This is a genomic window from Frondihabitans sp. PhB161 (genome assembly GCF_003814635.1).
GTDB lineage: Bacteria > Actinomycetota > Actinomycetes > Actinomycetales > Microbacteriaceae > Frondihabitans.
The window spans coordinates 118,634-141,824 of sequence record NZ_RKQW01000002.1 but is presented as its reverse complement, the minus strand read 5'-3'; the positions used below and the strand labels follow the sequence as shown (position 1 = coordinate 141,824).

21 protein-coding genes and 1 tRNA gene are annotated in these 23,191 nt (G+C 67.7%); 18 read left to right on the top strand and 4 right to left on the bottom strand.

Translation table 11 applies throughout. From position 1 onward, the window contains the following. The first annotated feature begins 362 nt into the window (after positions 1 to 362). From ileS to ndk, 4 genes are read left to right on the top strand one after another with little or no spacing between them, the layout of a single operon-like run. Positions 363 to 3,656 (top strand): isoleucine--tRNA ligase, encoded by a 3,294-nt coding sequence (ileS, locus tag EDF39_RS09410; RefSeq protein ID WP_123942598.1) that lies wholly within the window; start codon positions 363 to 365, stop codon positions 3,654 to 3,656. After that, on the top strand, positions 3,649 to 5,160 hold the full coding sequence (locus tag EDF39_RS09405; protein ID WP_233573094.1) for a folylpolyglutamate synthase/dihydrofolate synthase family protein: 1,512 nt from the start codon (positions 3,649 to 3,651) through the stop codon (positions 5,158 to 5,160). Before ileS ends, EDF39_RS09405 begins: the two co-directional genes overlap by 8 nt. Beyond that, positions 5,157 to 5,642 (top strand): DUF4233 domain-containing protein, encoded by a 486-nt coding sequence (locus EDF39_RS09400; protein ID WP_123942596.1) that lies wholly within the window; start codon positions 5,157 to 5,159, stop codon positions 5,640 to 5,642. The genes EDF39_RS09405 and EDF39_RS09400 overlap by 4 nt, the downstream gene beginning before the upstream one ends. A 40-nt stretch (positions 5,643 to 5,682) precedes the next feature. Continuing rightward, on the top strand, positions 5,683 to 6,102 hold the full coding sequence (gene ndk / locus EDF39_RS09395) for a nucleoside-diphosphate kinase (RefSeq protein ID WP_055962733.1): 420 nt from the start codon (positions 5,683 to 5,685) through the stop codon (positions 6,100 to 6,102). A gap of 76 nt (positions 6,103 to 6,178) precedes the next feature. Here the strand turns inward: ndk and EDF39_RS09390 are convergent, their stop codons facing one another. Beyond that, complete coding sequence (locus EDF39_RS09390; protein ID WP_123942594.1) at positions 6,179 to 7,051, bottom strand: thioredoxin domain-containing protein; 873 nt, start codon at positions 7,049 to 7,051, stop codon at positions 6,179 to 6,181. Between the two features lie 284 nt (positions 7,052 to 7,335). Continuing rightward, positions 7,336 to 7,956, bottom strand: coding sequence for a vitamin K epoxide reductase family protein (locus tag EDF39_RS09385; protein ID WP_233573095.1), 621 nt, complete (start codon positions 7,954 to 7,956; stop codon positions 7,336 to 7,338). A 341-nt stretch (positions 7,957 to 8,297) separates the two neighbouring features. On the opposite strand from EDF39_RS09385, the gene EDF39_RS09380 reads away from it, so the two are divergent. Continuing rightward, a complete protein-coding gene (locus EDF39_RS09380) occupies positions 8,298 to 11,165 on the top strand; it encodes an Rne/Rng family ribonuclease (RefSeq protein WP_123942592.1) in 2,868 nt (955 codons plus the stop codon). A gap of 28 nt (positions 11,166 to 11,193) precedes the next feature. Continuing rightward, on the top strand, positions 11,194 to 12,003 hold the full coding sequence (locus tag EDF39_RS09375) for a hypothetical protein (RefSeq protein ID WP_123942590.1): 810 nt from the start codon (positions 11,194 to 11,196) through the stop codon (positions 12,001 to 12,003). Positions 12,004 to 12,112: 109 nt separating this feature from the next. On the opposite strand, the gene EDF39_RS09370 is transcribed toward EDF39_RS09375, so the two are convergent. Further along, the gene (locus EDF39_RS09370; protein ID WP_123942588.1) at positions 12,113 to 12,388 is read right to left on the bottom strand and encodes a DUF4031 domain-containing protein; all 276 of its coding nucleotides are present in this window, start codon (positions 12,386 to 12,388) and stop codon (positions 12,113 to 12,115) included. A 171-nt stretch (positions 12,389 to 12,559) separates the two neighbouring features. Between EDF39_RS09370 and rplU the strand changes: the two genes are divergently transcribed. The 12 genes from rplU to EDF39_RS09310 all read left to right on the top strand — a co-directional run bounded on the left by rplU (position 12,560) and on the right by EDF39_RS09310 (position 21,594). Beyond that, positions 12,560 to 12,871 carry a 50S ribosomal protein L21 gene (rplU, locus tag EDF39_RS09365; RefSeq protein WP_123942586.1) on the top strand — a complete coding sequence of 104 codons (312 nt, stop codon included), beginning with the start codon at positions 12,560 to 12,562 and terminating at the stop codon, positions 12,869 to 12,871. Positions 12,872 to 12,890: 19 nt separating this feature from the next. After that, a complete protein-coding gene (rpmA, locus tag EDF39_RS09360) occupies positions 12,891 to 13,148 on the top strand; it encodes a 50S ribosomal protein L27 (RefSeq protein ID WP_123942584.1) in 258 nt (85 codons plus the stop codon). 149 nt (positions 13,149 to 13,297) lie between these two features. Next, positions 13,298 to 14,956, top strand: a complete 1,659-nt coding sequence (gene obgE / locus EDF39_RS09355; protein ID WP_123942582.1) for a GTPase ObgE — start codon at positions 13,298 to 13,300, stop codon at positions 14,954 to 14,956. Positions 14,957 to 15,039: 83 nt separating this feature from the next. After that, on the top strand, positions 15,040 to 15,840 hold the full coding sequence (gene proB, locus EDF39_RS09350; protein WP_123943388.1) for a glutamate 5-kinase: 801 nt from the start codon (positions 15,040 to 15,042) through the stop codon (positions 15,838 to 15,840). Positions 15,841 to 15,930: 90 nt separating this feature from the next. Next, complete coding sequence (locus EDF39_RS09345; RefSeq protein WP_123942580.1) at positions 15,931 to 17,235, top strand: glutamate-5-semialdehyde dehydrogenase; 1,305 nt, start codon at positions 15,931 to 15,933, stop codon at positions 17,233 to 17,235. 56 nt (positions 17,236 to 17,291) lie between these two features. Continuing rightward, on the top strand, positions 17,292 to 17,531 hold the full coding sequence (locus EDF39_RS09340) for a hypothetical protein (RefSeq protein WP_055962724.1): 240 nt from the start codon (positions 17,292 to 17,294) through the stop codon (positions 17,529 to 17,531). A gap of 149 nt (positions 17,532 to 17,680) precedes the next feature. After that, a complete protein-coding gene (nadD, locus tag EDF39_RS09335) occupies positions 17,681 to 18,331 on the top strand; it encodes a nicotinate-nucleotide adenylyltransferase (RefSeq protein ID WP_084816279.1) in 651 nt (216 codons plus the stop codon). Next, positions 18,328 to 19,803, top strand: coding sequence for a hypothetical protein (locus EDF39_RS09330; RefSeq protein WP_123942578.1), 1,476 nt, complete (start codon positions 18,328 to 18,330; stop codon positions 19,801 to 19,803). Before nadD ends, EDF39_RS09330 begins: the two co-directional genes overlap by 4 nt. Before the next feature lie 79 nt (positions 19,804 to 19,882). Further along, entirely contained in the window at positions 19,883 to 20,260 is a 378-nt protein-coding gene (gene rsfS / locus EDF39_RS09325) for a ribosome silencing factor (RefSeq protein ID WP_055962720.1), read from the top strand. Between the two features lie 209 nt (positions 20,261 to 20,469). Continuing rightward, a tRNA-Ala gene (locus tag EDF39_RS09320) sits at positions 20,470 to 20,545 on the top strand. Between the two features lie 103 nt (positions 20,546 to 20,648). Beyond that, positions 20,649 to 21,104 carry a VanZ family protein gene (locus EDF39_RS09315; RefSeq protein ID WP_123942576.1) on the top strand — a complete coding sequence of 152 codons (456 nt, stop codon included), beginning with the start codon at positions 20,649 to 20,651 and terminating at the stop codon, positions 21,102 to 21,104. 142 nt (positions 21,105 to 21,246) lie between these two features. Continuing rightward, positions 21,247 to 21,594: a hypothetical protein gene (locus EDF39_RS09310; protein WP_123942574.1), complete on the top strand. Its 348-nt coding sequence runs from the start codon at positions 21,247 to 21,249 to the stop codon at positions 21,592 to 21,594. 21 nt (positions 21,595 to 21,615) lie between these two features. On the opposite strand, the gene EDF39_RS09305 is transcribed toward EDF39_RS09310, so the two are convergent. Then, a complete protein-coding gene (locus tag EDF39_RS09305) occupies positions 21,616 to 23,064 on the bottom strand; it encodes an LCP family protein (RefSeq protein WP_123942572.1) in 1,449 nt (482 codons plus the stop codon). Positions 23,065 to 23,191: the final 127 nt, after the last annotated feature.

The window sequence follows — 23,191 nt, the reverse complement described above, 5'->3', positions numbered from 1 at the left end:
CGTGTGGACCACCGACGTAAAGCACAGACGAGGATCCGGCCGACCCGTCACCGACTCATCGTGATGGGGGCGCTCGACCTGCCCCGATCCCCGCTTCGAGGGCCACGGTCTGCGGCTACACTTGGAGCGCACTGATCCGGCCATCACCGGGGAGCACTCGGAAGAACGCTTGCAGCGAGCAGACCACGGTCTGCGAAGTGCGGGCCGGTAGAACCGAGCGGGGCAGGCCCGACATCGCCTGACAATGAGTGGCCCTCCGGCAATCGAGGTGGGCAAGCGGGGTGGTACCGCGACTCCCGGTGACATCCGGTAGCCGTCCTCGTGCGAGAAGCAAGCACCGCGCATCTGCACTGGAGTTGACAATGGCCGCTGAGTTCGACGAAACCACCGAGTCCGCCCGCACCGATCTCGACCACGTCGGCACCGGTCGTCGTGCCGTTCCCGCGTCGCCGAAGTTCCCCGACGTCGAGCAGGGCATCCTCGCCTTCTGGAAGCGCGACGACACCTTCCGGGAGTCGATCGCCCAGCGCGAGGGCTGCGAGGAGTGGGTCTTCTACGACGGCCCCCCGTTCGCCAACGGCCTCCCGCACTACGGCCACCTCCTGACGGGCTACGCCAAAGACGTGTTCCCCCGGTTCCAGACCATGCGTGGCAAGCAGGTGCACCGACGCTTCGGCTGGGACACCCACGGACTCCCGGCCGAGCTCGAGGCGATGCGCCAGCTCGGCATCACCGAGAAGCACCAGATCGACGAGATGGGCGTCGCGCAGTTCAACGCGGCCGCCCGCAAATCGGTGCTCGAATACACGGGGGAGTGGCAGGAGTACGTCACCCGCCAGGCACGGTGGGTCGACTTCGAGAACGACTACAAGACCCTCGACACCTCCTTCATGGAGAGCGTCATCTGGGGCTTCAAGACACTCCACGACAAGGGCCTCGCCTACGAGGGCTTCCGCGTGCTGCCGTACTGCTGGCACGACGAGACGCCGCTGTCGAACCACGAGCTGCGCATGGACGACGACGTCTACAAGATGCGTCAAGATCAAACCGTCACGGTGACGTTCCCCCTCGTCGGCGAGCGGGCCGAGGTGCTCGGGCTGACGGCCGTCAAGGCTCTCGCCTGGACCACCACCCCCTGGACTCTCCCGACGAACCTCGCGCTCGCGGTCGGCCCCGCCATCGAGTACTCGGTGTTGCCCTCCGGCCCGCTCGGTGCCGCTGACGGGTCGGCCGACGGGCTCACCCGCTTCCTCCTCGCGACCGATACCGTCGCCGCCTACTCGAAAGACTTGGGCTACGAGAGTGCCGACGACGCGCTCGCCGCGGTCGAGCGCACTGTGCAGGGACGCGAGCTCGACGGGGTCCAGTACGACCGGCTGTGGGATCACTATGCCGACCTCGAAAAGTGGGGTACTGAAAACGCGTGGCGGATCCTGGTCGCCGACTACGTCGCTACCGGCGAGGGCACCGGCATCGTCCACCAGGCTCCCGCCTACGGTGAAGACGACCAGCAGGTCTGCTCGGCCGCCGGCATCCCGACGATCATCTCGGTCGACGAAGGAGGGCGCTTCCTGCCGATGTTCGGCGAGGTCGCGGGACTGCAGGTCTTCGATGCGAACAAGCCGCTCACGCAGATGCTGCGTGCCGAGGGGCGTCTGCTCCGCCAGGCCAGCTACGAGCACAGCTACCCGCACTGCTGGCGCTGTCGCAATCCGTTGATCTACAAGGCCGTGTCGTCGTGGTTCGTGCGCGTGACCGACTACCGCGACCGCATGGTCGAGCTGAACGAAGAGATCAACTGGGTTCCCGAGAACGTCAAGCATGGCCAGTTCGGCAAGTGGGTCGAGAACGCGCGCGACTGGTCGATCTCGCGCAACCGCTACTGGGGATCGCCGATCCCGGTGTGGAAGAGCGACAACCCGGAGTACCCGCGCGTCGACGTCTACGGCTCGCTCGCCGAGCTCGAGGCCGACTTCGGTCGCCTGCCGCTGAACGCGGAGGGCGAGCCCGACCTGCACCGACCGTTCATCGACGACCTCACCCGTCCCAACCCCGACGACCCGTCGGGCGCATCGACCATGCGTCGCATCGAAGACGTCTTCGACGTCTGGTTCGACTCCGGCTCGATGCCGTTCGCCCAGGTGCACTACCCGTTCGAGAACCAGGAGTGGTTCGACAGCCACAGCCCGGCCGACTTCATCGTCGAGTACATCGGGCAGACCCGCGGCTGGTTCTACGTGATGCACGCCCTGTCGACCGGTCTGTTCGATCGTCCGGCCTTCTCGAACGTGATCAGCCACGGAATCGTGCTGGGCTCCGACGGCCAGAAGATGTCGAAGAGCCTCCGCAACTATCCGAACGTCAACGAGGTGTTCGACCGCGACGGCGCCGACGCGATGCGCTGGTTCCTCATGTCGTCGAGCGTGATCCGAGGCGGCAACCTGATCGTGACCGAAGAGGGGATCCGCGAGAGCGTCCGGCAGTTCCTGCTCCCGCTCTGGTCGACCTACTACTTCTTCACGCTCTACTCGAAGGGGTACCAGCCGACCTGGCGCACCGATTCGACGGACGTGCTCGACCGGTACCTGCTGGCCAAGGCCGGTCAGCTCGTCGACGACGTCGCTCACGACCTCGAGTCGCTCGACTCGCCCCTCGCGACCGCGAAGCTCCGCGACTTCGCCGATGTGCTCACCAACTGGTACGTGCGTCGGTCGCGCGATCGCTTCTGGTCGGGTGACGACCACGACGCCTTCGACACGCTCTATACCGTGCTCGAGACGCTCACCCGCGTGGCCGCGCCGTTGGCGCCCCTGGTCACCGAAGAGATCTGGCAGGGCCTCACCGGAGGTCGCAGCGTGCACCTCACCGACTGGCCCGATTCGTCGGCGTTCCCGCGCGACGACACGCTCGTCGACTCGATGGACCGGATCCGTGCGATCGCGTCGTCCGGCCTGGCGCTCCGCAAGTCAACCGGGCTCCGGGTTCGCCTCCCGCTCGCCTCGATCACTGTCGTATCTCAGGATCCCGCGCAGCTGTCGCCCTTCTCGGCCATCCTCCGCGACGAGCTGAACGTCAAAGAGGTCACCCTCGACGCCCTCACCGAAGAGTCGCTCGGCGACTACGGCGTGACTCGCAAGCTCACGGTCAACGCCCGGGCCGCCGGTCCGCGCATCGGCAAGCAGGTGCAGCAGGTCATCCCGGCCGCCAAGAAGGGCGACTGGTCGCTCGGCGACATCGACGCGTCGGGCGAGCAGGGCGTCGTCGTGGGTGGTATCGCTCTCATCCCCGGCGAGTTCACACTCGAGCTCACCGTGGCCGAGGGCGCCGGGGCGATCGCCTTCGTCGGTGACGGCGGCTTCGTGCTCCTCGACACGCAGATCACGCCCGAGCTCGCGGCCGAAGGGCTCGCCCGCGACGTCGTCCGCGCCGTTCAGGCCGCGCGAAAATCGGCCGGGCTCGACGTGAGCGACCGCATCCGACTGACCCTCGGCGTCGACGCGGCGGCCGAGGCTGCTGTCGAGGCGCACCGCGACCTAATCATGGGTGAGACCCTCACCCTGAACCTCGAGGTCGATCTCTTCTCCGAGGCCCCCGACGACGCCGTTCCGGTCGGCGACGGCGCGGCCGTGACAGTGCAGGTGAGCAAACATGAGTGACACCCCCGCAGGCCCCGGCCGCGACGACGACGAGACTGTCGACCCCGGGCCGCTGCCCGACGTGTTCGGCACGCGCGACGACTTCGGCGACTTCCCCTCGATGGGCGACGACGACGAACGCGATCACGACGATCGTGACGACGAGAAGGAGCTCGACGAGTCCGCCGACGAGGCGGGAGCCCGGCTAGTTTACGAGGCCCTTCTCGCGCGCATCGGTGAGAACACCCCGCAGCCCCGCCTCGAGGCGACCCGTCGTGCCGTCGAACTCCTCGGCGACCCGCACCGCAGCTACCCGGTGATCCACATCACCGGCACCAATGGCAAGACGTCGACCAGCCGCATGATCGAGAGCATCCTGCGCGCCTATGGACTGCGCACCGGCCTGATGACGAGCCCGCACCTGGTCAAGGTCAACGAGCGGATTGTGATCGACGGCGAGCCGATCAGCGATGCCGCGCTGGCCGCCAACTGGCGAGACATCGCACCCTTCCTCAGCATGGTCGACGACGAGCTGACGGCGGCCGGCGAGGAGCCGCTCACCTTCTTCGAGGCGCTCACGGTGCTCGCTTTTGCGTCGTTCGCCGACGCACCCGCGGACGTCGTCGTGCTCGAGGTCGGCATGGGCGGCGAGTGGGATTCCACCAACGTCGCCGATGGTCAGGTCGCCGTCTTCACCCCGATCGCGCTCGACCACACGAAGCGGCTCGGCTCGACCGTGCTCGAGATCGCCCGCACCAAGTCGGGCATCATCAAGCCCTCGTCGAACGTCGTCTCGGCCGCGCAGGTGCCCGAGGCGCTGGCCGAGCTGCAGCGCGCCACGGAGCTCTCGGAATCGACGTTCGTCTCGGAGGGCGCCGGATTCCAGGTGCTCGAGTCGAAGGTCGCCGTCGGCGGTCAGCTGATCTCGGTGCAGGGGATCGCCGGCCGCTACGAGGAGATCCCGCTGCCGTTGTTCGGTCGCCACCAGGCACAGAACGCCGCGGTCGCGATCGCAGCCGTCGAGTCGTTCCTCGGCAACGGCACCCAGCCGCTCGACCCCGAGATCCTCACGGAGGGGCTCGCCGGCTCGTCGTCGCCCGGTCGACTCCAGGTGCTCAGCAACGATCCGACAATCCTCGTCGACGCCGCGCACAACCCCCACGGTGCGCACTCGCTGGCCGAAGCGCTCGGCGAGTACTTCGACTTCGACCGCGTCGTTGCCGTGCTCGCAATCCTCTCCGACAAAGACGCGGGTGGCATCATCCGTGCCCTCGCGCCCGTCGTCGAGCAGTTCGTCATCACGCAGTCCGATTCCGATCGGGCCATCGACGCCGACACGCTGGCTCAGATCGCCGTCGGCATCGTCGGCCCCGACCGGGTGACCGTCGAGACGAACGTGGTCTCCGCGCTCTCGATCGCCCGCGACCTCGCCGACGAGACCGAGAAGGGCGGCGTCGTCGTCACCGGATCGATCACGCTGGTCGGTGAAGTGATGAGCCTGACGCTCGAGGCCGGAGACAAGTGAGCAACGTGACGAGCGATCCTGACGGGGCCGCCTCGGATCCTGAGGTCCCCGTGGCGGATGCGGCGACCGGGCGCAGCCCCCGTACCGCTCGCCCGCGTCGCCAGCGCTCGCTGACCGAGAGCCTGCTCTCGATCATGCTGGTGCTAGAGGCATGCGTCCTGTTCTTCCTCGTGCTGAACGTCGGCGGTGCCGGGGTCCTGCCCTGGAGCGTGGCCCTTCTCGGCGGCGCCGGGTTCGTCGTTCTCATGCTCGTCGCCGGCGCCGGCCTCCGCTACCGCTGGGGCGTCGTGCTCGGCTGCATCGTTCAGGTGCTGCTGGCGTTGACCGGGATCCTCGTCGTCTTGATGTATGTCGTCGCAGCAGTCTTCATCGGCATCTGGATCTTCTGCCTGGTCAAGGGCATCCAGATCGACCGACGGAACGCCGCCCTGCGCGCGTGGATGGAGGCCAACCCCGGCCTCGATCCGCGCGACTATCAGTAGTGCAACCCTTTCTCATCGCCCCCACCCCTAAGGAGCCACCGTGTCCGATCTCGAAGAAACCCTGGTCCTCGTCAAGCCCGACGGCGTCGCCCGTAACCTGACCGGCGAGATCCTCCGCCGCATCGAAGCGAAGGGATACGGTCTCGTCGACATCAAGCTCGTCGAGGCCGACCGCTCGCTCCTCGCAGCTCACTACGAGGAGCACGTCGGCAAGCCCTTCTACGAGCCGCTCGTCGAGTTCATGGAGTCCGGCCCCGTCGTCGCCCTCCGAATCGGCGGCAACGGCGTCATCGCCGGCTTCCGCTCCCTGGCCGGTGCCACCGACCCGACGAGCGCGGCACCCGGAACGATCCGCGGCGACCTCGGCCGCGACTGGGGCCTCAAAGTGCAGCAGAACCTCGTGCACGGCAGCGACTCGCCCGAGTCGGCGGCGCGCGAGCTCGCCCTCTGGTTCGCCTAGGCATCTGCGGCCACAGCGCCGAACGGCCCCGTACCTCTGACGAGGTGCGGGGCCGTTTCTCTGTGCGCGCGAGCGGCTAGCTCGTCGCCTGGCTGGTCACGAACGACGAGAACGCCGCCGCGTCGGTGAGCGAGCCCGAGTACGCCTGACCGTTGACGATCACGGTGGGTGTGCCGGTGAGCTTGGCGAGCGACGAGTTCGGCAGCTTCTCGTTCAGCGCCGCCTTCGTCTGGTCGGCGACGAAGCCCTTGAAGGTGCCGTCGTCGATGCACGACGAGATGTCGTGGCTCGTCGCCCCGGCAGCCGTGATCAAGCTCTTCAACTTCTCGTCGGTCAGCCCCTTGGAGCCCTCGGCCGGCTGGTTCGCGAAGAACGAGGTGTTTACGGCGAGGAACGAGTCGGGGTCGTAGTTGGCGACGCACATGGCCGCGTTGGCCGAGCGAGTCGAGTACATCGTGCCGAGCGACGACGCGTCGAGGATCGAGATCGGGTGGATCTCGTAGGTGATCGCACCCTTCTTGAGCCATGTCGAGATCTGCGCTTCGTTAGTGGTCTCGAACTGGTTGCAGTAGGGGCACTGGTAGTCGAGGTAGACCGAGATGTTGACGGTCTTGTCGAGCTTCTTCTGGTCGGTCGGGGTCGTGCTGCCGCCGGCCGGCACGGCCTTCGTCTCGACGGCGGTGATCTTGCTGGTCGACGCGCTTCCTTGAAGAAGGATCCCGCCCGACGCCATGTTCTTCGGGCCGGGGCCGGCGGGCTGCACCGAACTGACGATGATGAGCGTGACCGCGGTCACGAGGGCGAGCGCGCCGACGATGATTCCGCTGATGAGCAGGCCCTTGTTACGACGGTGGCGGCGTGCGGCTGCTTCCCGGGCGACGCGCGCTTTCTCTCGGGCTTCGTCGCGACGATCGCGCTTGGTCTGACCGGTCTCGGGGGGCGGTGTCATTGGTCCTCAGATCTGCGTAAACATCGGCTGTCGATCAACGACAGTAGCCGGGGCAGGTGTCTGGCCGAGGCTGAACGGTGACACGTCATGGATTTCCTGGGAGATCCCCCAGGGCCTCTTCAGTATCCGAAATGAACTTGCCTGGGCTTGGCGCACCCCCGGATGGCCAGACAACCCCAGGATGCCACCCCCGAAGTGGCCAGCGGGGGGTGCCTCAGCGGGCGCGGCGGGCACGCCGCGCGGCGCGCGGCGCGGCGCGCGGCGGGCGGGCCCGGGAGGGTGAATCAGCCGAACAGCACCGAGAGCAGCAGCGGGAAGTGCTGGATGATGATGATGACGATCACGAGGTAGTTGACCACCGGGAGTACCCACGAGTAGGGCAGGAAGGCGCGCATGCGGCGCTGGAGCGTCGTGCTGCGAGTGAGCCTGCCGTTGGCGAGGTTCCAGACGGTGAAGACCCAGAACATCGGGATCGTGGCCGTCCAGACGAGCATGCACCACGGGCAGAGGGCGCCGATGAAGAACACCGTCTGAATGAACAGGAACGTCACGAACGCCCAGGCCAGGAAGAGGCCAGCGTTGAAGGCGATCCAGAACCAGCGGGCGAACTTCGCCCCGGCGAGCAGTGCGACCCCTACGGCTATCGGGGCGACGAAACCCGCGACACCGAGGATCGGGTTGGGAAAGCCGAAGAGGTGAGACTGCCAACTGTCGATCACGGTCGAGCACGAGACGAACGGATTGATGTCGCAGGCGAGCCCCTTGGTGGGGTTCTCCAGCAGCTCGTACTTCTCGACGACCAGCTTGAACGAGCCATAGAACCCCACCACCCCGGCCACGATCAGGAGGATCGCGGTGAGCGGATGCTGGATTACGGGCTTGGTGGAAACCTTGGCTGACGGCACCCACGGATTATGACACGCAGAGAATCCACCCCGACGGGCAGGGCGTGCGATAATCGGGACAGTCCCAGGGTGAGAGCCGGGCGAGCTTTCCGACCGTGACGGTCGGCTGCCAGAAACGACAGGCAAGACGGTCGCCAGAAACGACGGGCGACCGAACAGATTTCCACGGATCCTGACCGGATCCCGTGACAGAACAGATTTCGCGGAGCAGCGAGATGCGGCGACCAGGGGTCGCTTCGTCCAGTCAGGTTCACGCGCACATGATTTCCCGGCGGCAATCCGGGTGGTGTTCGAACAGAGCACCCGCAGAACGTCGCACGGGGCGAGGAGTTGCACCACCAATGGTGGAGAAGAACGAAAACAGTCCCAAGAGAAGAAGTCGCCTGTTCGCCGGATTCCGGTCGAAGCAGGCAGCGAAGCAGGCGGAGCCCACGGCTTCGACCGCACCTTCCTCTCATTCCGAGCGAGCCGACGCGGTGCTGAGCGCCCCGGCCGCCGACACGAACGTGCCCCAGGAGGCGACCGCTGTGACCCAGCCCGACAGCACCATCGACAACGCCGGCAACGACGGCACCGGCACGAACAACGACAGCGCCGCTTCGGCCGAGTTGGTCGACACCGAGACGATCGAGCGTGACGCGGCCGACCAGACGCCCGTCGTCCCGTCGGCCTCGCCGTTCGAAGCGCCGCTCAGCACGACGAGCCTCATCTTCCACGCGCCCGAGATCTCGCCGTTGCCGGCGCGCTACGACGACGACGAAGACGACGACGACCGCGATCAGGGGCCGGCGCGTCGTCGATCCCGAAGCCGCGGCGGCAACGGAGGCGAGGGCTCCGACGAGGTCTCGACGAGCCGCACCCGTTCGCGCGCCAATCGCGAGCCGCGTGAGCGCCCCGAGCCCGAGCTCATCACCGAGCCCCAGCGCATCAAGGGCTCCACCCGCCTCGAGGCCAAGAAGCAGCGCCGTCGCGACGGCCGCGACGCCGGTCGCCGCCGCCCCGTGGTCACCGAGGCCGAGTTCCTCGCCCGGCGCGAGAGCGTCGACCGCAAGATGGTCGTCCGCTCGCAGGGCGACAGCATCCAGATCGGCGTCATCGAAGACGGCATCCTGGCCGAGCACTACGTCGCCAAGTCGCAGAACGTCTCGCTCATCGGCAACGTCTACCTGGGCCGCGTGCAGAACGTGCTCCCCAGCATGGAGGCGGCGTTCGTCGACATCGGGCGCGGCCGCAACGCCGTGCTCTACTCCGGCGAAGTCGACTGGGACAAGATCGAGCACGGCAACCAGCCCCGTCGAATCGAGCTCGCCCTCAAGCCGGGCGATCGCGTCCTGGTGCAGGTGACCAAGGATCCAGTGGGTCACAAGGGCGCGCGCCTCACCAGCCAGATCTCGCTCCCGGGCCGATTCCTCGTCTACGTGCCGAACGGCTCGATGAACGGCATCAGCCGCAAGCTGCCCGACACGGAGCGCGCTCGTCTGAAGAAGATCCTCAAAGAGGCCCTTCCGGAGAACACCGGCGTCATCGTCCGCACGGCGGCCGAGGGCGCGACCGAAGAGCAGCTCACGCTCGACGTGAAGCGCCTCCTCAACCAGTGGGACGACATCTCGAAGAAGGTCGAAGCGGGCAACGCTCCCAACCTCCTGCACTCCGAGCCCGACCTGCTGATCAAGATCGTGCGCGATGTCTTCAACGAAGACTTCCACGAGCTCGTCATCGACGGCGAAGAGTCGCAGCAGACCATCGAGACGTACCTCTCGGCGGTCGCGCCCGACCTCCTCGATCGAGTCAAGGCCTATGAGGGCGACAAAGACTCGTTCGACGAGTACCGCCTCAACGAGCAGATCGACAAGGCCCTCGACCGCAAGGTCTGGCTCCCGTCTGGCGGCTCGCTCGTGATCGACCGCACCGAGGCCATGACGGTCGTCGACGTCAACACCGGCAAGTTCGTCGGGTCGGGCGGCAACCTCGAAGAGACGGTCACAAAGAACAACATTGAGGCCGCTGAAGAGCTCGTGCGTCAGCTCCGCCTCCGCGACATCGGCGGCATCATCGTCGTCGACTTCATCGACATGGTGCTCGAGACGAACCGCGACCTCGTGCTGCGCCGTCTTGTCGAGTGCCTCAGCCGCGACCGCACCAAGCACCAGGTCGCCGAGGTCACGTCGCTCGGGCTCGTGCAGATGACCCGTAAGAAGCTCGGCCTCGGCCTCATGGAGTCGTTCCAAGAGATCGGCGTCGACCGCCAGCAGGCCCAGGAGCAGCAGCAGCAGAACCGTCAGCGCTCGCAGGAGCGTCGTCGTGCCAAGCAGGGCGGCAACGGCGGTGCAGCAAACGGCAACGGCAATGGCGGAAGCAACGGCGGCGGCAATGGTCGCTCGCAGCGCGGTTCCGAGTCGCAGCCCGCGACCGGCACGATCCACGCCATCACCGACGACGTGAAGAACGCCCTCGCCAAGATCGCCGCGTCGACCGTCGTCCACTCCGACGACACTCCCGCGACTCCCGCCGAGACGGCTGCCGCGGTCGAAGCAGCCATCGATGCCGTTGCGGCCGAGAACGCAGCGGGCGATTCCGTGTCGGCGACCACGTCGGATCCTTCGGTTTCGACGGCAGCGTCGATCTCCCTCGACGACGACGCGACCGAGACGCCGGCCAAGGGCCGCTCACGTCGCGGCCGTGGCCGTCGTGCCTCGTCGTCGGCAGCGTCGGGTGAGGCCGAGACGTCGTCGGCACCCGTTGTCATCGATCTGCCGAGTGCCGGTTCGGCACCCGCCGAGTCGAAGCAGGCTGAACCGACGCAGGCCGAGTCCGCGCAGGCTAAGACCGCGCAGGTGGAGTCGAAGCAGGCCGAGTCGACGCCGGCGGAAACCACGCAGGCCGAGGCCCCCGTCGTCCGCGAGAAGGCGCCGTCGCGTCGCTCGCAGGCGACCGTGGTCCAGCCGGAGGCGACCGTCGCGATCCTCGACATCCCCGTCGCCAAGGTCGAGCGCGCACCGCGCAAGATCTCGACTCACGACGCCGAGCAGATCCTCGACTCCGTCCTGGGTGCGCTGCCCGAGCCCAAGCAGCCCGGTCAGGGCCGCAACCGGTCGCGTCGCGCCTCCAGCACGGGAACGGCAGCCGCTCCGGCCTCCGCACCGGCGGCCGGTGACGACGAGGCGGGCCCGTTCATCCTCGGCGTGGGAGTATCGTCCGACGACCTGTAATAGCTGATCGGGCCGAGAGGAGTCGCGCGTGTCCACACCGATGACCCCTCCCGGCCCGCATTCGGCCCCGCACGCGTCACCCGGCGGGCGGGCGTCGTCGAGGCGCCGCCTCCGAAGTTCGCGCCTGCCGGAAGGCCTGGCAGACGTCGGGGTCACGGCCGGGTCGGTGCTTGCCGCCGCCGTCGCCGTGGGAGTGCTGATCGTCGTCCGATTCGTCGTGGCGCTGATCCAGCTCCTGGGCAACGCGGTCGCCTACGATCCCTCGGCCTACGGCACCGGCTTTCTGGCCGCTCCGGTCGGACTCTTCTTGCGCGCGGTCGTGCTCGACCCCCTGCCCTTCTACGTCGTCGCTCTCCTCGCCCTGGCCGTGGTCTTCCGCGTGACCGCGACGGTGTCCCTTCTGCTCGCCCTAGCGCGAGCGGTGGCAGCCGGAGCAGCCGGAGCGGCCGCACTCGTCGTCGTGGGCCTGATCGCCGCCGTGCCCTCGGGAGACGTAGCGGCAATCGTCGTCGGCACCGTGTTCGCGCCTCTCGCACTCGGCGTGCAGCTCACCGCCGTCCTGGCCGGGGGAGTCACGCTCTCCTGGCTTTGGGCGACGCGTCTCGAGGCGGCCGGAGCCGAGACCGCGGTCGCCGCGTCGACGACTGACGTCGAAGGCGACGAGGATCCCTCGGTCGGGCCCTCCGAGGCCAGCTCGGTCGGTGGCGAAGAAGCATCGGTCTCGGCCCACGCCGTGCCGGATCCTGCGGTCGATCCTGCCGAAACGCCCGCGCCGGCGCCCGCGCCGCCTTCCGACGCGGAGTCGCTCGCGCGCTTCGCCCCGCCCGCTCCCCGCTAGGCCGCTGCCGAATTCGAAGGAGAAACGCCGGCACCGGCACGACAACTCAAGGATCCGACGGGGTGCGGCACCGACATCTCCTTCGAATTTGCAGACGGGGCGCGCAGGATCAGCGCAACTGCCGCTTACGCCACTGCGGCACGCGCAACCCGCTGGCCTGCAGGCGCACGGCCAGCTCCTTGCCGCCCACCGGCAGCGCTCCGGCGGCAACGAGCTCGTAGTAGCGGCTCGCCGGAACGTCGTAGTGGTCGAAGTCGAACGCCCGTCGCGGGACGCCGTGAGCCTCGGCGAACTCGTGCAGCTCGTCGTACGACGAATCGCTGACGAGGTGCGACCACACGGTGTCGTGGGCGGGCCAGACGGGATCGTCGATCAGGATGCTCACGCCGGAATGCTACTCGCCGCTGTTTGACGCTCTCGCCCCCGGCCGGTAGTCTTGGCCGTTGGTGCGTGCTCTCGAAGCCGCCCAGACTTCTCGGCCCGGCCATCTGCGCTCGGGCATATCGGGCCTCAGACGGCGATCGCCATCGGAAGCCACCCCAACCAAGGAGCATCCATGGCATTCGCAATCGTGCGCGCCGGTGGTCGTCAGGAGCGCGTCGAGGTCGGAACGATTCTGACCGTCGACCGTCTCAAGGCCGCCGAAGCCGACACCGTCTCGTTCGTCCCCGTCCTGCACGTCGACGGCGACACGATCCTGACCGGCGACGACCTCGCCAAGGTCACCGTCGAGGGCGAGGTCTTGAACGACCTTCGCGGCCCCAAGATCGTCATCCAGAACTACCGCAACAAGACCGGTTACAAGCGTCGCATGGGCTTCCGTGCCGACCTGACCCGCGTCAAGATCACCGCGATCACCACAAAGTAGAAGAAGGGGCTGACAACTCATGGCACATAAAAAGGGCGCATCATCCACCCGTAACGGCCGCGACTCGAACGCTCAGCGCCTCGGCGTGAAGCGCTTCGGCGGTCAGGTCGTCTCGGCCGGCGAGATCATCGTCCGCCAGCGCGGCACCCACTTCCACCCCGGCGTCAACGTCGGCCGTGGCGGCGACGACACCCTGTTCGCTCTCGCCGCGGGCAGTGTCGAGTTCGGTGCCAAGGGCGGCCGCAAGGTCATCAACATCGTCGGCGCCGACGCGTAGCACCTGATTTCTCCGGATGGGCGAGCTTCGGCTCGCCCATCCGTGTTTAGAGCACCACTGCGTTCCTGCACCACCGTGTCAGAGCACCACCGCGTTCCTGCACCACCGCAATTCCAGCACCACCAACCCCAACGGACTGAGACAAACCCATGGCAACATTCGTCGACCACGTGTCGCTCCACCTCAAGGCGGGCAACGGCGGGGATGGCTGCGTCTCGGTCCGCCGCGAGAAGTTCAAGCCCCTCGCGGGACCCGACGGCGGCAACGGCGGTCACGGCGGCGACATCGTGCTCGTCAGCGACACCGGCGTCACGACGCTCCTCGGCTTCCACCGCAACCCGCACCGCTCCAGCCCGAACGGCGGGCCCGGCATGGGCGACCACCGCTCCGGCAACAACGGCGAAGAGCTCGAGCTGCTCGTGCCCGTCGGCACCGTCGTCACCGACGTCGACGGCAACGAGCTCATCGACATGAACGTGTCGGGCCTCCGCTACGTCGTCGCCGAAGGGGGCATCGGCGGCCTCGGCAATGCCGCTCTCTCGTCGACCAAGCGCAAGGCGCCCGGCTTCGCTCTGCTCGGCACGCCCGGTTGGCAGGGTGACGTCATGCTCGAGCTCAAGGTCGTCGCCGACGTCGCGCTCGTGGGCTACCCCTCGGCCGGCAAGTCGAGCCTCGTCGCCGCCATCTCGGCCGCCAAGCCGAAGATCGCCGACTACCCGTTCACGACCCTTCACCCGAACCTCGGTGTCGTCGAGTCCGGAGCGACGCGCTTCACCGTCGCCGATGTTCCCGGTCTCATCGAGGGCGCGAGCGAGGGCAAGGGCCTCGGGCTCGAGTTCTTGCGCCACGTCGAGCGCTGCTCGGCCCTCCTCCACGTGCTCGACTGCGCCACGCTCGAGCCCGGCCGCGACCCGCTGACCGACCTCGAGGTCATCAAGGGCGAGCTGGCGGCGTATCCCGTGCCCGCCGGTCAGCTGCCGTTGCTCGATCGCGCGCAGATGATCGTGCTGAACAAGATCGACGTGCCCGAGGCGCGCGAGCTCGCCGACTTCGTGCGCGCCGACCTCGAAGGCCAGGGCTACCGCGTCTTCGAGATCTCCGCCGTCTCGCGCGAGGGCCTCCGCGAGCTCTCGTTCGCCCTCGCCGAGGTGGTCGAGGCCGACCGTGCCGCGCGTGCAGCCGAAGAGCTCGAGCGCCCGCGTATCGTCATCCGCCCGCGGGCCGTCAACGAGTCGAAGTTCACCGTCACGGTGGAGGGCGGCACGTACGGCAACCTGTACCGGATCCGCGGCATCAAGCCGGAGCGCTGGGTCATGCAGACGCAGTTCAACAACGAAGAGGCCGTCGGCTACCTCGCCGACCGTCTCAACAAGCTCGGCATCGAAGACCAGCTGTTCAAGGCGGGCGCCGTCGCCGGATCCACCGTCGTCATCGGTGGTGTCGACGGAATCGTCTTCGACTGGGAGCCCACGCTCACCTCGACTGCCGAGCTCATGACCGCCGCTCGCGGAACCGACCCGCGCCTCCACCAGAGCTCCCGCCAGACCCGTAACGAGCGCCGCGAGGAGTACTTCGCCCGCATGGACGCCAAGGCCGAGGCACGCGCCGAGCTGATGCGCGAGCGAGCTGCCGGTCTGTGGACGGACGACGACGGATTCGAGGTCGACCCGGCCGTTCGCGACGCCGCTGAGCTCAGCGACGCCGACGCCCGCGATCAGGCCGAATTCGGCGACGAGGGCGACAGCGCGCGCGAGAACGACAGCGCGCCCGAGAACGACACCGCACGAGAGGCCGACGAGAAGGCGTGACCGAGATCGAGACCGGAGTGGACACCGCAGAGCAGCAGGATCCCGCTCCCGCGGCAGCTCCGGTTGCCGTGTCGCGTGGTCCGCTGCGCTCGCGTGCCGACGTCCCGGCCGCTCGCCGCATCGTCGTCAAGGTGGGGTCGTCGTCGATCAGCGGACCCAACGCCGATCAGATCGGCCCGCTCGTCGACGCTCTCGCCGACGCCTACGGCCGAGGATCCGAGGTCATCCTGGTCTCGTCGGGCGCCATCGCGACCGGCATGCCGTACCTCAATCTCGACGGCCGGCCCACCGACCTCGCGACCCAGCAGGCCGCTGCCGCGGTCGGGCAGAACGTACTCATCTACCGGTATCAGGAGAGCCTCCGCCGCTACGGCATCGTGGCGGGCCAGGTGCTGTTGACCGCCGGCGACATCGATAATCCCACGCACCGGTCGAACGCCCAGCGCGCCATGGAGCGTCTGCTGAAGCTGCGCATCCTGCCGATCGTCAACGAGAACGACACCGTCGCCACGCACGAGATCCGCTTCGGCGACAACGACCGCCTCGCAGCCCTCGTCTCCGAGCTGGTCGAGGCCGACCTCCTCGTGCTGCTCTCCGACGTCGATGCGCTCTACACGCGTCCGCCGCACGAGCCCGGCGCCGTCAAGATCACCGACGTGGTGTTCGGCGACGACCTCGCCGGCGTCACCTTCGGCTCGGCCGGAGCGGCCGGCGTGGGTACCGGCGGGGCCGGCACCAAGGTCGCCGCCGCACGCTTCGCGACGGAGGCCGGCACACCGGTTCTCGTGACGTCGACCACGCTCGTCGCCGAAGCGCTCTCGGGCGCCGATGTCGGCACGTGGTTCGGGGCGAGCGCGGGTGCACCGGCCGAGACGGCAGGCTGAGCGCGGCTCCGCGGATCCTGCCGTTGCCGACGCCTCTCGTCGATCCTGACCGGGGCTGAGGATCCGATGAGCCGGCACTACACTCGGCGCATGTCGATCTCCGAAGTCGCCACGACCGCCCCCGAGACACTCCCGCTCGACGGGCTCGACCCCGCCCTCGTGGCAAAGCTCGAACTCGCCCGCTCGGCCTCCCGGACGCTCGCTACGGCGACGGCCGACGTCAAAAACGCGGGTCTCGCCGCCATCGCCCGAGCGGTCCGGTCGCAGAGCTCGCGAATCATCTCCGCCAACGAACTCGACCTGGCTCGCGGAAGCGATTCGGGAATGACTCAGGGGCTGCAAGACCGGCTCCGGCTCGACGAGGCCCGCCTCGAATCCCTCGCGGAGGCTACCGAGCTCATCGCGACGCTCGTCGACCCGGTGGGGGAGGCGCTTCGCGGCAAGATCCTGCCGAACGGCTTGCAGCTGACGCAGGTGCGAGTGCCCTTCGGCGTCGTCGGAGCGATCTACGAGGCTCGGCCGAACGTGACCATCGACATCGCGGCGCTTGCTCTGAAGAGCGGCAACGCGGCGGTCCTGCGTGGGGGGAGTGCTGCCGAGAGCACCAACCGCGTGCTCGTCGAGGTCATCCAAGAGGCCCTCGAGTCGGCGGGTCTGCCCCGCGATGCCGTCCAGACCATCGACGAGTTCGGCCGCTCCGGTGCCACCGATCTGATGCGAGCTCGCGGCTACGTCGACGTACTCGTTCCGCGGGGGAGTGCGCAGCTGATCGACACGGTCGTGCAGGAGTCGAAGGTCCCCGTCATCGAGACCGGGGCGGGCGTGGTCCACGTGTTCCTCGATGAGTCGGCCGACGGCGACTGGGCCCGCGACATCGTGCATAACGCCAAAGTGCAGCGTCCGAGCGTCTGCAACGCTCTCGAGACGCTGCTCGTGCACGAGGCGGCCGCCGAACGCCTCCTGCCCAGCGTGCTGGCCGACCTTCGCGCGGCGGGCGTCACGATCCACGCCGACGACCGAACACATGCGCTCTTCGCCGACTCGGTGCCCGCGACTGCCGACGACTGGGCCACCGAATACATGTCGCTCGACCTCTCGGTGAAGGTGGTCGCCTCGATCGACGAGGCGATGGACCACATCGCCCGCTACTCGACCCATCACACCGAGTCGATCATCACCAACGACCTCCGCAACACGGAGCGCTTTCTGGCCGAGGTCGACAGCGCGGTCGTCATGGTCAACACCTCCCCGCGATTCACGGACGGGGGCGAGTTCGGCTTCGGCGCAGAGGTGGGCATCTCGACGCAGAAGCTGCACGCTCGCGGGCCGATGGGGCTCCCGGAGCTGACCAGCAGCAAATGGATCGTTCGCGGGTCGGGGCAGGTGCGCGGCTAGCGCCTCGGTGACGGCTAGACTCAACCGGTAGTACTGCCTGAACGGAGACCTCGCACATGATCACCAGCATCCTGGCCGCAGAAGAGCAACTCGCACCGGTCTTCGCGCCCGCGCCCGTCATCGCACTGATCGCGGCCGCCGTCTTCACGATCCTCGGCTTCGTCGTCTTCAGCTACAAGAACGTCGCCAACCGCGGCTACACCGGCCCCGGTCATGACGACCAGCAGCCCGTGCACCACACCGTCGACACCGACAGCCTTCCGATCGACGAGTTCGGTCACCCCAAGGCCAACTGAGCAGCGGCCCGCAGGCCCTCCTCGTGACGACCGAAGCCTCTGTGACGACCGAAGACTCCGTGTCGATCGAAGACTCCGTGTCGACCGAAGAGTCGTCGGCAGTCCGCTCGGCTGATCCGGTGTCCACGCCTCTGCGCCGCATCGGCGTCATGGGTGGCACCTTCGATCCCATCCACAACGGCCACCTCGTGGCAGCCAGTGAGGTCGCCACCGAGTTCGATCTCGATGAGGTCGTCTTCGTGCCCACCGGTCAGCCCTGGATGAAGAGCGGTCCGGGGCACCGAGTGGTGACGGAGGCCGAGCACCGCTACCTGATGACGGTGATCGCGACCGCGTCGAACCCGATGTTCACGGTCAGTCGCGTCGACATCGATCGTCAGGGCGCGACCTTCACGATCGACACTCTTCGCGACATCCGCGCCGAGCACCCCGATGCCCAGCTCTTCTTCATCACGGGTGCCGACGCCGTGGCGCAGATCCTCGACTGGAAAGACGTGCAGGAGCTCTGGGAGCTCGCGCACTTCGTCGCCGTGTCTCGGCCAGGACACGACCTCAGCGTCAGCGGCCTCCCAGAGAGCGAAGTAAGCTTGCTGGAGGTTCCCGCACTGGCGATCTCATCGACCGACTGCCGCAGCCGAGTCGGTCGGGGCTCTCCCGTCTGGTACCTGGTACCCGACGGCGTCGTCCAGTACATCTCGAAGCACCACCTGTACGAAGACGCCTCTGTCGAACCGCAGAGCATCACCGCACCGAGTATGAGCACAGAATCGGTCGAAGCGACCGTGACGGAGACTGAATGAGTTCGACAGACGGCCAGCCGCCACTCACCAGGCGGCAGGTGCGCGACCTCGAAAGGGCGAAAGAGGCGGGCGAGGCGATCACGGGGAGCATCTCGATCGTCTCCGGTTCCCCCGTTCCGTCAGCCATGCCCGTGTCATCCACAGCACCCGTCTCGTCTCGAGCACCCGGTTCGTCGGGTGCACCGGCGCCGTCGTCCACTCCGGCATCGGGCACCGATCGCCCGGCAGCTACCGCTCCGGCACCCGGCTCGATCGCAGCCCCCGGCCAGGGGCCGACCCGTCGAGAGCTCCGCGCTCAGCGCGACGCACTCCAGCCGTCCGATGCAGCGCCCGTACCCCTTCGCGCACCCCGACCGACGACGGCCGAGGGAGCCAGCGAGCGAGGGCTTTCCGACGCCCTGAGCCACGTGGCCGACATCGAGAATGGCACGCCCAGGCCCATCATCCCGCCGCGTGAGGCGCAGCCCATGCCCTCGGCCCCGATCCCGGCCGACGACGTCGATGACGCTGACGAAGAGGTCGAGTCAGCCGGAACACCGGCGCCGCGGTCCGTGCACCGCTCGCCGTCGGTGGCGGAGCCTCTCGTCGAGACGCCGTCGGTCGCGGATGCGGCCGACGAGGGCCCGCGTCGACGTGGCACCGGTTCGACCCACAACACGGCCTCGCCCTCCGGCTCCGCACCCGCTCCGTCGTCGGTGCCCACGGTGTTCCCCCTGACGCTTTCGGGCTCCGAGAATGGCCCCGGTAAGGCTGCAACGCGTGCCGTCCCGGATCCTGCGTCCTCTCCGTCGTCCTCGCCGTCCCTTTCGGTCCCGTCGGCTCCGTCCGCTTCGTCGTCTTCTCCCGCGTCGGCGGCCCAGGCGGGTCCGCGCGTGACGCCGCCGATCGAGATCCCTCCCGTTCAGCCGCCCGCGGCCGAGACACCCGGCTCAGCCGGAAGCAAAGGGTCGAACGCGCCTCGCGTCCCGGCCTCGGTGCCCGAGTCGCCGACCCCCTACACGCCGCCGACCGGTCACTGGTCGACGCAGGCCGAACGCGACGACGACGCCCACGGTCCCGTCGGCGGCAGCTTCAGTTCGTCGACCGGGCAGCACAACGCGCTCATCCTCGGCGACGACCGCCTCCCCGATGTCACCGGCGCACTGAACGCCACCGGCGAAGTAATCATCACCGGATCGATCGACCTCCCGCGTAGTCTCGCGACGACCGGGTCGCACCACATCCAGCGCATCGACGGCGCCGACATCGATCGCATGCTCGAAGAGGGCGATCGTGAGCCCGAGGGCAACGATGCCACTCCCGTTCGTGCCAGCCGGGCCGTCAGTGCCAACACCTCGACCCGGCAGGTCGTGCTCGCCGGGGGCAAGCCGAAGACCAATCGCCTGCCAATCGTCGCCACGATCTGTGGCGCAGCCGTGGTTGTTGTTATCGTGGGTGGCGTCGTCGTCGGTTTCGTCACCGGCGTCCTGTAACTTTCTCCCCTCGCATCGAGCTTCACGTCGCGCGGTCGGCTCAGCTGGCCGTGACTCGACGTTTCACCCAAAGGAATCCGTGACAGCCACTCCCCGTGCCATCGAGCTCGTTCAGCTCGCCGCCCGTGCCGCCGACTCGAAGCAGGCCGACGATCTCGTCGCCCTCGACGTCTCTGAGCCCCTCGCCCTGACCGACGTGTTCCTCCTCGCCTCCGGGCGCAACGAGCGCAACGTGATCGCCATCGCCGGCGAGGTCGAAGACAAGATGCTCGAGGCGGGTGTCAAAGCCCTCCGCCGCGAGGGTCGCGCCGAGGGGCGATGGATCCTGCTCGACTTCGGCGACGTCGTCGTGCACGTGTTCCACGACGAAGACCGCCAGTTCTACTCGCTCGAGCGCCTGTGGAGCGACTGCCCCGCCATCGCGCTCGAACTGGAGACGACCTCGCAAGACGCGTAGTCGTCGGGCTCCGTTGCCTAAGCGCCAGGTTCGACTGACGCCGGGCACACGTCGCTTACCGTTTCACGCACCGCACACCGATTGAACGGTGTGTCGTGCGTAAAACGGTGAGCGAACCCGAGTCGTCGCACGTGGTCGTGACGGCTCAAAAAGTGTAGTAATCTTGCAGGGTTGCTCCGGCCGGTAAGGCCAAAGGCAACACGAAGTTTGGGTCTGTGGCGCAGCTGGTAGCGCACCTGCATGGCATGCAGGGGGTCAGGGGTTCGAGTCCCCTCAGATCCACCAAGCAATACGTTTCATCAAGTGATTACGCAACAGCAGCAAGCGGTTCGACACACGACATGGCCTCTCCCGAGCGGAGGGGCCATTTTTCGTCACAGGGGGGCGCATGCACCGACGACTCCATCGAGCGGAACGTCTCGCCCTCGTCGTCATTCTCGGGGCCATCCTGACGATCACCTTCTGGCCCACCCGGGTCGACGCGCCCATCGATGCCGGCCTCGAGTCGGCATTGGCGGGGTGGCACGCTAGTGGCCTCCCCTGGTTCGTCGACTACGGCTTCGTCCAGACCTCCGCGAACGTGCTCCTGTTCGCGCCGTTCGGAGCCCTCGTCGCGTCGGTGCTGCTCGCGAAGCTGTGGTGGTCGGCGGGGGTGCTCGGCTTGGCGCTGTCTCTCGTGGTGGAGGGGAGTCAGGCCCTCTTTCTGCCCGATCGTGTGGCGTCTGCCGGTGATCTTGCCGCGAACACGGCCGGGGCCCTCATCGGGGCCGCTGTCGTCGCGCTGGTGCGGCGAGTTCGGTCTCGGCGCCGAGAGCGCCCGAACGGCCCATCAGCCGCCCTGTAGGCGACCATCTGGCCACTCTCGGCCGGGACGGCCACTGCACTGCGCACCAGCGCGAACGGGCGCAGGTGTCATGCCGCCCCAGATGTGTCAAGGGGACTCCTCCAAGAGGGCGCTCCCCAGCTTCACCGGGTACGACCGAGGGATGGAACGAATCCATTACGTCGACGGCTCGGTTGTGACCGGAACCGCCATTGCCCAGTCGCTCCTCCGGTTCGGCGAGGCATTGGCTCGCAGGCAGTCGTCTGCGACCGTCCGGATTCCCACACGCCAGGCCGACGGGGCCGTCGGATCGGCGACCTTCCTGCTGGGGCCGGCTAGCCAGATGGTGACCGAATCCGAGTCGAGCCCCTACGACGAGTTGGTCGACGAGGCCCTCGTGGCCTCATTCGAGCGCGAGGCGAGTCTGTTGGGGGTGCCACGGGTGCAGATCGACGACCAACCGACGGCCGCCGCCGAGCTGAGCGTCAGCCTCGACGTCGACGAGAGCTGACCCGACGCCGAGCCTGCTGCCTCAGTTGATGCAGGGGATGGAACTGTCGGTTGCGCTGGTGGTCTGGTCGCTGGATCCTTTGGTCTTCGACGTTCCCGACGAGCCCGACCCGGAAGACGAGGATCCGGCCGACCCTGCTGAACCCGACGTCGCGGTCGATTTCGCCGCTGCACCGTCGGTGCCCAGCACGACTGTGACGTTCGCGACACCCGTGACGGCCTCGAGGGTCGCTCCGGGCACGTACTTCGCGACCAGCTTGGCCTCGGCGGCCATCGATGCCGGGTACTGGATCGTCGTGGCCTCCCGTGTCGACACCGACGAGACCGCGGTCGTCGAGAAGCCCGCGGTCGACAGGGCCGACGAACTCGACAACGCGGCGCCGTCGACACCGCTGCCGTTCAGCACGCTGACCGTGACCTCGCCGGGCTTCACGGCCGTGGCCGCAGAGGTGGTGCTGCTGGTCGACTCTTTCGTCTTGTCGAGCGACGCGATGAACGAGGGCATCTTGGCGGTGTCGACCTGCACGATCGAGACGGCCGTGCCGCTCACGGTGATGGTCGGGGTTCCCGAGGTGGGAATGCTCGTCGATTCGAGATCGCCGCCTGCGAGCCCCTTGAGCTGCGTCGCGAGGGTCAGCCAGTTGAGGTCGGGGTCGGTCTGAATGGCCGAGCTCGCCGCGGTGAGCGCGGAGTTGAGCTTGCCGGGGTTGAGGATCGTGCCGGCGGAGAGGAAGTTCTTCGCTTCGCGGCTGAGGAAGTAGCGCTGCCGGGCCTGTCGATCGAAGTCACCGTTGGGGAGTCCGTGGCGCTGGCGGACGAACGCCAGGGCCTGCTTGGCATCGAGGGTCGACACGCCCGCGGGGGCCTTGAAGGTCGAATAATTGTCGTCGACGGCGTCGTTCAGGCAGACTTTGATCGGCCCGAGCGATTTCGCGACGTCGTAGAAGCCGAGCATCGAGATGCGGACGAAGTGGTCGATGTGCAGTCCGCTGACGTTCTCGATCGTCTTCACCAGGAGTTGCGCACCCCCGGCGTCGCCGCCCTTCTGGCTGCCGTAGACGAAGGCGGCGTTGAGTTTCCCTTCGCCGTAGCCGGGGATGTCGACCCACGAGTCGCGGGGGAACGAGATCAGCGAGGCCTTCGCCCCGCCGTCCGGGATGTGGAGCACGAGCATCGTGTCGGTATTCGTGCCGCCGCCGTCAGCGGTGGTGCCCAGTTCGGCGAGCTCGGCCGCGGAAGCATTGGCGGGCCGGTGATCATCGCCGACGAGCAGGATGTTCTCGCCCGACGTCGAGGCGACCGAGGTCGTCGAGGGGATCGCGTCGATGTGCGTCACGCCTCCGACGAAGTGGTTGTAGTTGTAGACCGCGTAGCCGACGGTCGCCACGAGCAGGGCGACGACGACCACGGCGACCCATCGGACGACGTGTCGCGGGCGGACGCGGAGTCGCGTGCGAGGTGAATCGGACATTCCGGAACCCAATCATCGGTTGCAGTGACGGAACCGAAGACTAACCGAGAGCATCGGGGCGTTCCGTGGAAAAGGGGTCTCCGACGCACAAAGTCAGCCCTGCGAAGGGGTTCGGGCGGTACCAGCG